We start from the raw sequence: 12,928 nt of genomic DNA on the forward strand, positions 1-12,928 counted from the left end.
CGCAAATGCCTAGTGCCGTTTCGCGGTAAATCGGGCGTTCGAAACCGCAGAGGAGAGCCAGCTCCTCGGCTTCGAACAAATTCATGGCCGCAGTCCCGAGGTTACAGGCATCCTGCACCTCCGGTTGGTCTTTCTTGAACAATACATAATCGTAGTGACAATGTATGAGGCCGTTCGAGAGTCTGCCGCCTTTCACCCATCCGTCCAGCACCGCCAAACCGCGTTGAAGCGAGTCCTCGTTACCGAATCGCAAGTAATCGGCTAGCATGGAATTGGCCAAAGAGGCATTTTGGCCGCACCATCCGATTTCGTAATGACGGGCCTGCGCCCATTCCTCGCCATCCCATTTCCTGCCGATTGCGAAACCACGGAAATCTCCGTCTTCAGCCCACAAACCTTCCTTCGCATAAGCCATGCCCAGATTCCACACGCTTTCAGCATTAAAACGAGGTTGCACCAACTGTTTTTGAATGTGCCATGCTTCATCTAGCATCTTGCGCCACGATACGCGCGGCTGGGTATATGCTTCTATCGTCAAATAAGCACAAGTCTCGAAGCTCTCGCCAGGTGTGAATATCCGTCCCGCTTCAAACGCATCGCAATACTTGTCGCGACTAATGTATACCTCTGGCGTTTCTTCTTCGGGCCAAATCAATCGATGAATAATACAGCCGGGTTCGGCCGCAAGCGAGCATGAATAATTCTGCATGTCAGTTGGAGGCTCGCTGAACATAGACACGGCAATACCTTCGCCCTCGGAGTAAGTTGCTCCTGCGACCGCAGTTCGGTGCCATGCGAATACCCAAGGCTGACCATCTCGTTGCAAGCCTTTGGGCTCCAAACCGCTGCCCCACCCGTTTCCGTTATAGGTAACGGAAGGAATCATATAGTACTGAGGTTCGTATGAGGTTGCAAAGTCCATTGTAATCTTGCCAGACTCCGATACAGGACCGAGATAAACAAACGTCCTCGTCCATTTGACTACCCCGTCCCGCACTGATTCGAATGTATCGTTTACTTCGAAACGATCATCCTCGAACGGTAACACGCGGCCGATTTCCTTTTCATCAAGCAAAAGAGTATATTCGCCATTCATTTGACGATGCTCCCAATTAACGATTCCCATTTATATCCTTCCTTTCTGCCAAATTCGCTTTATTCGTTTAACGGACTCCTCTCATCATGTAACGGTTGGTAAAGATGCGGTTCGCATGACCTGCTTTCGTCCGCTAACGCCCATCTGCTTTTGCAAAATTTGCAATATCGTCTTTTCGTCTTTTCGTCTTTTCGTCATTGGTAGCTTGTACGTGTGGTCGCTTGCTTGTAACTTGTTCTCAGCTGTGAACAAGTTGTCCGTACTACACGCTGCAAAATCCAGCGTGAAAATCACTCCTTTGGTTTGCCGTTCTCCCATAAATCAGATTCGCAATCTCGGTACTGGCCTGGCGTAAGTCCGGAATATTTCTTGAATACTTTAAAGAAATGCCTTGGATTTTCGTATCCCACCTGTATGGCCACTTTGTCCACGGGCAGCTTTGGCTGCTCGTTCATCAGTTGCTGCGCCTTGACCACTCGGCAAGTATGGAGATACGGGATGAAATTCATACCCGATTCCTTTTTGAACATGGCGCTTACATAGCTTGGGCTCAAACCGATGTGTTTGGCGACCTGCTCCAAGGATAGGTCTTGGGCGTAATGCCTATGAATATATTCCAATGTCTTATTCATTTGTTCCGTATAAGTGCAGCTATTAAGCAAGCCGGTGAATACCTGTGTGACTTCATCTGTCTTTGCCTTGGCGGTCAGCGGTTCAGTTTCCATCTCTATGGTCCGCGCGGCATCCTCTAAAATGACGAGAAGCTCTTCCTTATCTACGGGCTTCAACAAATAATCGAGTACTTGATAACGCAATGCCTGCCGAGCGTATGAAAAGTCATCATATCCCGTCAAGATGACGAACTGGTGGCAGAGATTGCTTTCCTTCACTAGCTTAATGAACTCAAGACCGCTCATCTCAGGCATATGAATGTCGGTAATAATCAAGTGAGGTTGGAACGATTGGAGCTTCTCCAATGCCTCAATTGCATCATTCGCAGTTTCAATCCGTTGGAAGGGAGTGTTGGCATTCCGAATAATCGCGCTAAGCCCTGCAAGGATAAGCGGCTCGTCATCGACCACTAATAAATTCAACATCACTGCCCACCGCCTTTATACATTCGAATAACGCATGTCGTACCTTCCAAACTTCGACTCGTAATTGTCAGACCGGAATCATGGCCGTAGAATTGTTTGATTCGCTCATGGACATTGTACACCCCAAGTCCGCCCAAAGTCGTCTGGAATCGGTTAAGGTCCCGCTTCCCTTCCAACATCTCCTGAATCACCAAGAGGCGGTCCTCTTCGATCCCAAGTCCGTTATCCGCGATATGAACCTCCATGTATCCCACCGTCTCCAACACCCGGATCTGAAGTAACCACTGTCTCCTCAGCTTGCTCAAGCCATGAATAATGCTGTTCTCCACCAAAGGCTGCAGGATAAAGCGTGGACAGACGAAGCTGGTAATCGGTGCGGCCACGTCAATCTCAAATTGCAATCGTTCGCCGACGCGGTTWTTATGAATAGTTAGAAAATTTCTTACATGCTCAAGCTCATCCCTAAGCGTCGTCTCGAATTGGTCATTCGATAAACTGTATCGGATCAGCTTGCCAAAGGTATGGGTGAAATCCGCCACCTCGGGTGCCTCTTTCACTTCGGCTAGCATTCGGATCGACTCCAGCGTGTTGTATAAGAAATGAGGTTTGATCTGCGCCTGCAGCACCTTGTAATCGGCTTCCTTCCGCATGAGCTCTGCACGATGAACCGTATTGACTAGATCATCGATCCGTTGAAGCATCGCGTTATAAGAGACAGCTAGGAAAGATATCTCGTCGCGGTCGTGGCTTGTGTCTTCATATTTGGAGAGATTGTCGGAGTCCACATTTCGCATATGTTTGGCCAACTTTAGAATTCTGTGCGTAAGCAATGTCGCAATCCAATAGTAAATAATAGAAAGCACGAGCAGACACAAGACGCCTCCCCATGCAAACCACTGCAGCTCGCGTTGAATATTGACTTCTCTTCCGTTCGTGAACGAAATGATCTTTATCGCCAAGGGATCGACATTAATGCTGTTCCCCAACAAATTGACGTCACGGAGATAAGCATATTTGGATGCTCCATCTGCCATGGCATCCGCCGCAGCTCTCTTTAGCGCGTTGAGTCTGCCCGTCTCTTCAATATCCGTGAATAACAACTGGTTATCCTGGGATAAAACAATAATCGAATCATCCGTCTTCGTCTTCACTTTGTCGATCATCCCGCTAATGACATTATCCGTAATTTTAACTTCCATGATGCCGATCTGCTTCGAGAATGACTCATTGTAGATGTTTTGGTAATAGCGCCATACAGGCATTGCTTTCTGTTCGGGTTGATCATAGAGCCATAGTCCTTTTCCCGGCGTAAGGTGCTTGACTTTCTCATACAAAGGATCGTTATTGACAAGCTCATGGATGTCCCCGAATTCTGGCCCTAATGCGTACACGTCCGAATTGGTGCTGTACAACCGGATAGCCACAATCTTTGGATTTCCGGTGTATACATAAGAGAATCTCGGCCGGATGTATTTAACAAGGCTGTATACGTGCTCAGCTGCCGTCTCATAAGCGCCGCTCAAGTATTCCAAAGCATACTGATCGTTTTGAAAAAGTTGATATACAGATTCGACCTGCGTTAGATCCACCTTCAGATTACTGTTTACCTGTTCAATTAAATCCTGCCGGTTGCGCATATATTCTTCCAGAAATCGTATATGTGCCTGGTGATATAACAAATAAGCGAAAATGAGAATAGGAAATAGAATAATGAGTACATAGCCCAAGAACAGCTTTCTGACGATTTTTGTCTTCGGGAGAAGCCTGAGCACTTTCTTCGCCAACCATTCGAACATATTATCACTTCTTCGTTTTTGTTGTATCTTAACACAAAAAGAAGGGAAGCCAGTGCCGAATGCGCTGACTCCACCTTGTAATGCTGCGTATCCCTACTTGAATGTATCCTTAACACTATTGTACTTTTCGTTCGCCCAAGCCTCATACTTGCTAAGTCCGATTTGCTCCGCTTTATCCATCAAGTCATGATAGTACTTAACCGCCTCTTCTTCAGAGTCAGCCATATAAATCCTGACCTCTTCGTTCTTAATCATTTCATCCAACTTCGTGCGAATGACTCCAATCTCCGAATCGGATTCGGGAACGAGCATGCCAAGCGCTGGGACAAAATCGGTGTATTGCTTTGACATCTTCTTGACTTCTGCCGACTCYGTTCCCGGCACGACCTGATCCAGAGCAGCGCTGTTAGACATCAAGCCCCAGAATCCAATCGCTTCTTTATTAATATAGTCCGCGTCTCCTTGCTTATACAGCAGCTCCGGATACTGAAGCTCTGTGTTCCATTTCCAGTGCTTCCCTTCGATGCCCCAGAAACCAAGCTTTTGTCCTTCTTCCGAGAACATATATTGCATGAATTTAATCGCAGCCTCGGGATTCTTGTTATTCTTCGTAATGTAAACGCCAGACCAGCCTACGCTCGCAAAATACTCTTTGGGATTGCTGCCAAGCGGTTTCGTAAGCTGTGTATAGCTGTATCCGCTGCCTTGATCGGATGCTTGACTGTTGAACGTGTCAAAAATATTCGTATTGTCCACCAGCGCGAACACTTTGCCCTTCAAGACATAATCATCGTCTCTCACGGTATCTTTGAAAGCAAAGTTCTCAGGGGTCATATAACCGTTTCGGTATAGACGATTAATATATTTGTATACCTCCAGCATGCCAGGATGTCTCAAATACTGCTGCACTTTGCCGTCCTGTTCATACAGATCCGTATAAGCCGAAGGCACCCCATTTTGCATTTTGAAATAACGGAGTCCCCAGTTGATATCGAGCATTAATGGAATAACATCCGGGTATTTGGCTTTCACTGTTCCGAGCAAATTCTCTAAGTCTTCGAAGTTATTCAATGCCGGATTGCCAAGCTCCTCCATAATATCTTTGCGTATACCTAGCGCGCTTGAATTGATGATCGCGTTCGGATAGGCATCCCACTCTTCCTTCGTAGCATAGTTATTGCGTACCGTATAAAACTTCCCATCGCTTGACGTGTTGATTGCAATGCGAGCCGGGTCAACCTTAAAATCCGGTGCGTACTGCTCAATCAAGTCATTCCAGGCGTAAGAGACTTTCRGATCGGCCAACCGATCCAAATTTGTTGCCGTAAAGACAAGATCGGGCAAATCACCGGATGCGATCATGAGTGGTAGCTGCTTATCATCTGCCGCAATCGTCACCTTTAATTTGACACCGGTCTTCTCTGTGATTAATTCTGGGACAGAGCCGGCCCAGTCATGTACCGGAAACCAAGGGTGGTTTACGAATATGCTCAGTTCTACCGGCTCAGTGCTCGTCCCTTCTGTATTGCTTGACGTGTTAGCTCCCTTGTTTTCCGGACTTTCGTCTTTGCCCGAACAGGCCGAAAGGGTAGTAAGAAGCATAAGTGCAGCAAACGTTAATTTGACCCATTTCTTTTTGCCCAATTGAATCATGGATGTACCCCCTAATAAAATTTATATCAAGACCTTGCGGTCGTAATATTATGATCACTAGCCTTTGACTGCTCCAATCATAACGCCTTTAACAAAATGCTTCTGCAAAAATGGGTATACGAGCATGATCGGGATAATGGCGACAACCATAGCCGTAACCTGAATGGAGAATGTTGTCACCGTATTCATCGATGCGAAATCCGCGCTCATCGCATCTGTCGGCATCGTGCTTTGATTGATGATCTCCATCATGCGGTACGTTAACGTACGCAGATTGTTACTTTGCACGAAATAGGCGGAATCGAGCCAAGAGTTCCACTGCCCAACGCCGAGGAACAACGACATCGTAGCTAGAAGCGGCCGCGAGATCGGGAGGATCATCTTGTAAAAGATCGTCAAATCATTGGCACCGTCGATACGGGCCGATTCTTGAAGTTCATCGGGGATTTCTTTGAAGAATGAAATCGCGATGAGCAAGAAGAACAGATTCAACATGGAAGGGATGACGTATACAGCGAAATGGTTAAGCAGTTGCAGCTCCCGTAGCACCACATAATAAGGAATCATACCACCGGAGAAATACATCGCGACGATGACGATCGCAAAATACGTTTTCTTGAACAAAAGCTGCTTATAAGCCAACCCGTAAGCAACTAAACTTGTAAACATTACTCCCAATAGCGTTCCAACAACCGTTCTCGCACATGATACGAGAAAGCTTACTCGCCACTTGGGATCCTGGAAAAACGTCGAGTAATTATCCAGTGTAAATTGTCTCGGCCAGAAGTAAATGCCTCCCTTTGCCGCGTCCAGTCCTTGATTGAATGATATAATCAACAAATAATAGAAAGGATAAAACGTCATTATGACGACAAACAAGATCAACACCATATTAATACTGTCAACGAGCCAATCCTCAAGGGTCCGCCGTTTCCACTTCTTCCGAATGCTCACCATTAAAATAACCCCTGTCCTGAAATTCGCTTGGCTATGAAATTACTTGTAAAGATGAGGAAAACCGATATGACGGATTGCACCAGATCGATCGCGGTAGCGTAGGCAAAACGTCCTTMTGCAAGCCCCATCTTGAAGGCATACGTCTGAACAATTTCTGACGTATCGCTGTTGACTGAGTTACCCAACAAGAAAGCTTGCTCAAAGTTGGAACCAACCAGTCCGCCGCCCAACAAACTTCCAATCGACAGGATCAGTACGACGACGACCGCTCCCTTAATGCCCGGTAGCGTAATGTGCCAAATTCGCTTCAACCGTCCAGCTCCATCAATTTCTGCCGCCTCATACAACGCAGGATTGATACCTACTACTGCAGCCAGGAAGATAATCGTCCACCAACCCGCTTCCTTCCATACCGCGCTCCCTACAGCAAGTCCCCAGAATGAATGAGGGTCCGTCAGTATTGTAAGAGGCTCGTCCACTACGTTTAATTTTAAGAGCAGTAAATTAACGAGGCCGCCTTCTGACGAGAAAAACACGAAAGCTAAACCCACCACAACGACCCAGGAGATGAAATGCGGGAAATAACTCACAGTCTGCACGAACCTTTTGAACCCGGCTCCCTTCAGCTCGTTAAGCATTAAAGCGAATAAAATCGGAATAGGAAAAGCAAATACAATTTTTAAGATACTAAGAATCAACGTATTCCGAACCAAATCGTTAAACCTGTAATCGCCTACAAATTCATTCAAATATTTTAGCCCTACCCATTCGCTCGTAAATATTCCCTGCACACCGTCTGTAATACGGTAGTCCTTGAATGCCATGAGGATCCCGAACATGGGAATGTAAGAAAAGATAATCAAAAACAATATGCCGAGCAGGACAAATGTTTGTGGCAAACTTTGTCTTTTAAACCGCTTCCATAATATCCGGTTTTGTCGAATCGCATTAATATCATTACCTGTTGTATCCGCTTGCATCTGTCTTCTCCTCCTTCATAACGTCATTGTAGCTTACTTTTTCTTGCCCCATCTACGGATCATTTTTTGACTGACACTGTCCATTTTTATGATGTTCAGACCAGTCGAGACGTATAGCTAAGAAAGGTGAACCTGCCGCCTCCCGTTGGCGACGCAGCGCGTTTCATTTCGGAAATATAGCAAAAAACCTTTGTTTCGCAAGGGATTGAGTCTTGTTATATTTGGTTTAGCCTAGCGGATCTAAGTTCGACCAAGCAGTTCAGGTATTGCAAATTGGAGTACATGTATGATCCCCGACAACGAGTATTCAGAACTTGCGGAATAAGCATCATGTCGGGAATGTTGCAAAGTTCTTATCACACGACATCTCACTACTCGACACACATAACTCCGAAAAATTTTCGCATTCCTCGCTCGTCCCCACCGAGCAACAGCACGGTTCAGCAAATCGGCTAACGATATATGTTCTTGTCCTTTTCGGCTAAGGATATAAGTTCTTGTCCTCGAGTTTGGACAAGAACTTATATCCTTAAAACAAAAATACCGCGATTTACGCGGTTTCTAAAGAATATATGTTCTTGTCCTCTAACAATGCAAATTGCGTCGGAGGTTCAACAAGAGCTTCTCCTTTATTAGATTTGGATAACGCATTTTTAAGTAATCTACCTGAGCCTTCAGATAGTCTCTTTCTTCCTCAACGCTGTCAAAGACTGTTCGAGAACGCCCCTTCAGTGGATTCGAACCGCTACTTTTCCGCTCATCGAATGACTCCCCGTTTTGCCACTTCTTCACTAATACTTTCAGTTGTGAACAATTGCGGATCCCCTCTTGTTCAGCTACCACCTTATAGCTCGATGAACTCTCTAAAGAAGCTCTGACCGATTTCAATTTGAATTCATCTGTATACGTTTGAAATGCTTGTCCCTTTTTAGCCATAAAAATAYCCCCCCAAGTTTACTCAAACCTCCATGATAACATGACGGTTTTTTTTGAGTGTCTACTTGAAGGGGATAATACCACTTTCGCGGTTTTTAATGCATATATGTTCTTGTCCTCTGACATTTGTTGTTTTTTCTTGTCCCTCTACACCGATGTTTAGGATATTCTATTGCTTGTAGAATATATCCTCACATTCGATCCTTTCTCACTCTTCACTTAAGTTCTCGTCCTCGGCTCGGGACAAGAACTTGTGCCGATAAAACAAAACATTCGCTATTATAGCAAAACCGAGAGAATACTGCACAATCACAGTTTTCTCTCGGTTTATTATTTCGCTGTGGTACTTCATTCGTCGGATTGTTGATTTCGGTATAGGTGCTCCCAACCGTACAACGTGTCAATGTGATGCGTTATGCTTTATGCATATTATTACGCCGCATCCTCTTCCGTATCTGCTGCAGCTGCTGTCGACTTATCAACGTCATATCCCTGCTGATTAATATGATCCCTATCCCTTGACCGCTCCTAAGAAAGCGCTATTCACAAAATACTTCTGGAGAAACGGATAAATACATAGAATGGGCATAGTCGCAATCACGATTGTAGCATATTTGATAGTTTCTCCGATGTTTCGAGCTTCTCCTACACCTGCTCCAAAAGAAATGTTATCCGTTCCGTTGTTGATCAAAATCTCGCGCAACACCAATTGTAGCGGATACAATGTACGATCTTGGATGAACAGCGATGGGATAAACCACATGTTCCATTTGTCTGCTGCCGTATATAACATAATTACGCTAATGACCGGCATGGACAACGGGATCACTATTCTTAGGAGCACGGTCAAGTGATTGGCACCGTCGATCTGGGCCGACTCCTCAAGTTCAACAGGCAACGACAAAAAGGCGGTTCGCAAAATAATTAGGTGAAACGTATTGACCGCAAACGGAAGGAGCAGAGCCCACATGGTGTTCATGATACCCATATTTTTCACTACAAGATAGAACGGTATGAGCCCTGCATTAAAGAACATTGTTACGACAATAAACAACATTAGGAACTTGTTCCATATGAAATTACGACGCGATAGCACGTATGCCGCCATAATCGCCATCGTTACATGTAGAATGAGACCTCCGCCAACCAGTCGAAGCGTATTCCAGTAGCCTGACCAAATCGCTGGATTACCAAGCGCTCTCTCGTAAGCCAGTGTACTAAAACCGGCCGGTTTCCAAAGCAGTCCCTTTCTAGCCATAAGTAGGTCGCCATCGCTGAACGAGGCGGACAAGACGTAGATCAATGGATAAAGCGTAACAGCAACCAACGTGGTCAGCAGAAAGTAAACGGCAATGTCAAGTATACGGTCGGATAAATGCATAGGTTCCCCTCCTTACCACAAACTGTTTTGGTTTGTTTTTCGGGTTAGCGAATTGGCGATTACAAGCATCAGGAGATTGATTGCAGAGTTAAACAATCCAATAGCCGAACTGAAACTCCAGTCATTGTCGAGTAATCCTTTACGATAGACGAACGTGGAAATAACATCCGCCGATTCATAGATCACTGGATTATAAAGCAATAATATTTTTTCGTACCCTACATCCATCAAATGACCTATCCGCAAAATAAACATGATTGTAATCGTCGGTAGAAGCCCTGGCAGCGTTATGCTTCGAATTTGGCGCAAGCGACTTGCGCCATCTATACGCGCTGCCTCGTATTGCGCCTGCGGGATCGTCGATAGCGCTGCTGCATAAATAATCGACTCCCAACCGACCCGTTGCCAGATTTCGGACATCACGTATATGCCGCGGAACAGCCCTGGCTGCTGCAACAAATCCCGTCCATCCCCCCCTGTCAAAAACGTAACGGCGAGATTCGCAATGCCGCCGCTCTGGGTTAGATCCTTGACCAAGCCGCAAACGACGATCAGCGAGATAAAATAAGGCATGAACGAAACCGTCTGCACGAATGATTTGACATATCGCGAGCGAACTTCATGAATCAAAAGAGCCAGTACAATCGGAGCTGTAAAATCGAACACCAGGGAGTAAATACTTAGCAGCACGGTGTTCCGAAACAAGCGCCAGAAATAGTGGCTGTCGATAAAAGACTCGAAGTGTTCCAATCCGACCCATTCGCTTCCCCAAATCCCTTGAATCGGTGAATAATTTTTAAATGCGATAACCGCGCCGTACATAGGCAAATACTGAAACAAAACATAATAGGCGACGATTGGAATAGCGAGCACAAAGAGCCATTTGTTACGCTTGAAATCTTTGGCGACTCTTCTGATCATCGGTTCAGGAAGCGGTCGTAAGCAGCCTGTTGAATTTCTAGCGCGCGTCTGATACCAAGAGACTCTAGCTTTTCCGTAAGCGAACGAAAAGCTTCATCCGCCGGTTCTGATCCCAGAATGACCTTTAGTGTGATCTCGTTGACTAGCGTGTCGACATCAGACATAATGCGCACAAATTCGTTCGATTCCTCAGATGTTATCGACACGGGCGGAAATACGTGCTTAAGGTTGTCCGTTTTCCAATTGTCGTAATTGTGGTCCTCATTCGTCACGGCCAATTTACCGATCAGCTCCTTAGATTCCACGTATGGACCTGGATTTACGGTATGGGTATAGAGCRTCAACGCTTCTAGGTAGGACAGATTGTCCGGGTTACTCGTGATTAATTCTGTCAGCTCCGGTTTGCCGTCTTTCCAGTTGAAAGACTGTCCTTCGATTCCATAATTGAAAAGCRGGTAGCCCTCTTCTCCGTAGGCGTAATCAAGCACTTGAACGGCAAGCTCTGGATGCTTGCTGCTGGCGGATATCGCAGCAGACGCTTCCGCCCCATACAACCACGCCTCCTGTCCAAATTTCGGAGCCTTCCCTTTTTGCAACACAGGATAAGGCGCGAACACGAATGTCGCTTGCGGATCTCCATCCCTAAGAGCAGCCTCCCATTTGTCGATATTGGCGCCCGAGGAGACGGTTGCTCCCGAAGCTCCTGTCATCATATTCGCATCCTGCGTTTTTCGGTCGTTCTGCGTAAAGTTCGGGTCGAGCAATCCTTCTTCATACCATTGATTCATTGTTTTCAAAAACTGCATATATCCGGGCTGCAGCGGACCATACAGCACTTTCCCGTCTTCGTGATAAAAATCACGGATGACGCCGAACGCCCCGATAAAAGCTCCATCCAGAAAACCTTGCAGCGCATGGGTTTGGCTGCTGAAAGTCAGTGGTGCACGTACGCCTTTTCGCTCCTTGAACGCTATCAACACTTGGTGCCATTCGTCGATCGTTGTGGGGACATCCAAATTTAGCTCCTGAAGCCAATCCTTGCGCAGCGCCGGCCCTGCCCACTGTGTGGTCATGCCGCCTTCTTTAAGAAACGGAAATGCATAATAGTCTCCGTTGTCCGTTTTCACCAATTTGTCGATATCGGGATGCTCCTGTAAATACTTTTTCAAGTTCGGCGCATGCCGGTCGATGAGTTCGTTCAGTCTTAAAATATATCCGTCTTTCAAGGCCTTTTCAGGTCCGCCTGACACACCATCCAGCCAATTATATTCGATAATGTCGGGTAAATTTCCTGAAGCAAGCATTACGCTGAACGATTCCTTTGCCTGTGTTGCAGACACCTCAGAAAACCGAATCGGTACCCCAATTCGTTTCTGCCATTCACGATAAAAAGGAATATCGTTAACGCTCGGTTTGAGCGTCGTCTGGCTTTGCAGCCAGTACGTCAGTTCGGCCCCATTTTGGATCGGGTAGACAGCCTGCGCGTCTACCGTTTCACCGTTCGAAGAGCTGCTTGCCGATCCGGTGATTTTATCGGAGACTTCATTCCGTGCCGAGCAAGCTGAGATAAGGATCAATATCACCAGCGCAAACGACAGAATGGCAACTTTTTTAATGATCAACATATATGGTTACTCCTTTTGAGCATGGGTTTCATACTTGAAACGGTTGGCTCGATTTGATAAAATTCACATTAAACAGGGTTGTTTAGTTGATATTAATAACAAAAAAAGAGGGGTATTGAATATGATCGAATACCGCAATAGCGTTTTTCTTTGTACCTCCGAAATCACTATCGGATTAATAAGCGGAAAATGGAAGCCTTTGATTTTAAGTCATTTATCGAAACAAACCTACCGGTTCAACGAACTTCAGAAGTTGATGCCCGGAACAACGCAAAAAATGCTGACGGTGCAGTTAAGAGACTTGGAAAACGACGGATTAATCGTCCGGAAAGTGTATGCGGTAGTCCCGCCAAAAGTCGAATATTCGCTAACCAAATTGGGAGAGGCGCTCATGGTTATATTAATCCAGCTTCGCGACTTTGGGACAGATTATATGCGGTTATTTCCGGACGACGAACTGCCATCCACAATACAAGAGGGTTAACG

At 46.0% G+C, this 12,928-nt stretch carries 10 protein-coding genes and 1 pseudogene; 1 reads left to right on the plus strand and 10 read right to left on the minus strand.

The genetic code is table 11. The features are described 5' to 3' along the window. The 10 genes and pseudogenes from AB4Z33_RS28700 to AB4Z33_RS28745 all read right to left on the minus strand — a co-directional run. Window positions 1-1,126 (minus strand): annotated as a pseudogene (locus AB4Z33_RS28700) (hypothetical protein); the annotation flags it as partial. A gap of 260 nt (window positions 1,127-1,386) precedes the next feature. Beyond that, complete coding sequence (locus AB4Z33_RS28705; protein ID WP_442053185.1) at window positions 1,387-2,193, minus strand: response regulator transcription factor; 807 nt, start codon at window positions 2,191-2,193, stop codon at window positions 1,387-1,389. Continuing rightward, window positions 2,193-3,989: a sensor histidine kinase gene (locus AB4Z33_RS28710; protein WP_442053186.1), complete on the minus strand. Its 1,797-nt coding sequence runs from the start codon at window positions 3,987-3,989 to the stop codon at window positions 2,193-2,195. The genes AB4Z33_RS28705 and AB4Z33_RS28710 overlap by 1 nt, the downstream gene beginning before the upstream one ends. A gap of 93 nt (window positions 3,990-4,082) precedes the next feature. Then, a complete protein-coding gene (locus AB4Z33_RS28715) occupies window positions 4,083-5,642 on the minus strand; it encodes an extracellular solute-binding protein (protein ID WP_442053187.1) in 1,560 nt (519 codons plus the stop codon). A gap of 57 nt (window positions 5,643-5,699) precedes the next feature. Continuing rightward, window positions 5,700-6,599 carry a carbohydrate ABC transporter permease gene (locus AB4Z33_RS28720; protein WP_442053188.1) on the minus strand — a complete coding sequence of 300 codons (900 nt, stop codon included), beginning with the start codon at window positions 6,597-6,599 and terminating at the stop codon, window positions 5,700-5,702. Next, window positions 6,599-7,579, minus strand: coding sequence for an ABC transporter permease (locus AB4Z33_RS28725; protein WP_442053189.1), 981 nt, complete (start codon window positions 7,577-7,579; stop codon window positions 6,599-6,601). The genes AB4Z33_RS28720 and AB4Z33_RS28725 overlap by 1 nt, the downstream gene beginning before the upstream one ends. Before the next feature lie 585 nt (window positions 7,580-8,164). Continuing rightward, entirely contained in the window at window positions 8,165-8,515 is a 351-nt protein-coding gene (locus AB4Z33_RS28730) for a helix-turn-helix domain-containing protein (protein WP_442053190.1), read from the minus strand. A gap of 511 nt (window positions 8,516-9,026) precedes the next feature. After that, window positions 9,027-9,896 (minus strand): carbohydrate ABC transporter permease, encoded by an 870-nt coding sequence (locus AB4Z33_RS28735; RefSeq protein WP_442053191.1) that lies wholly within the window; start codon window positions 9,894-9,896, stop codon window positions 9,027-9,029. Between the two features lie 12 nt (window positions 9,897-9,908). Then, window positions 9,909-10,817, minus strand: coding sequence for an ABC transporter permease (locus tag AB4Z33_RS28740; protein ID WP_442053192.1), 909 nt, complete (start codon window positions 10,815-10,817; stop codon window positions 9,909-9,911). After that, window positions 10,814-12,442 (minus strand): extracellular solute-binding protein, encoded by a 1,629-nt coding sequence (locus AB4Z33_RS28745; protein ID WP_442053193.1) that lies wholly within the window; start codon window positions 12,440-12,442, stop codon window positions 10,814-10,816. Before AB4Z33_RS28745 ends, AB4Z33_RS28740 begins: the two co-directional genes overlap by 4 nt. A 121-nt stretch (window positions 12,443-12,563) precedes the next feature. Here AB4Z33_RS28745 and AB4Z33_RS28750 point away from each other — a divergent pair, with 121 nt between their 5' ends. Beyond that, the gene (locus AB4Z33_RS28750) at window positions 12,564-12,926 is read left to right on the plus strand and encodes a winged helix-turn-helix transcriptional regulator (RefSeq protein ID WP_442053194.1); all 363 of its coding nucleotides are present in this window, start codon (window positions 12,564-12,566) and stop codon (window positions 12,924-12,926) included. Window positions 12,927-12,928: the final 2 nt, after the last annotated feature.

The sequence above is a fragment of the Paenibacillus sp. 2TAB19 genome (assembly GCF_052115185.1).
Taxonomy (GTDB): Bacteria; Bacillota; Bacilli; order Paenibacillales; family Paenibacillaceae; genus Pristimantibacillus.

Excerpts from the sequence above, each read along its gene's own strand:
- AB4Z33_RS28730 (WP_442053190.1), bottom strand. The coding sequence starts at position 8,515 with ATGGCTAAAAAGGGACAAGCATTTCAAACGTATACAGATGAATTCAAA.
- AB4Z33_RS28720 (WP_442053188.1), bottom strand. The coding sequence starts at position 6,599 with ATGGTGAGCATTCGGAAGAAGTGGAAACGGCGGACCCTTGAGGATTGG.
- AB4Z33_RS28735 (WP_442053191.1), bottom strand. The coding sequence starts at position 9,896 with ATGCATTTATCCGACCGTATACTTGACATTGCCGTTTACTTTCTGCTG.
- AB4Z33_RS28750 (WP_442053194.1), top strand. The coding sequence starts at position 12,564 with ATGATCGAATACCGCAATAGCGTTTTTCTTTGTACCTCCGAAATCACT.
- AB4Z33_RS28740 (WP_442053192.1), bottom strand. The coding sequence starts at position 10,817 with ATGATCAGAAGAGTCGCCAAAGATTTCAAGCGTAACAAATGGCTCTTT.
- AB4Z33_RS28705 (WP_442053185.1), bottom strand. The coding sequence starts at position 2,193 with ATGTTGAATTTATTAGTGGTCGATGACGAGCCGCTTATCCTTGCAGGG.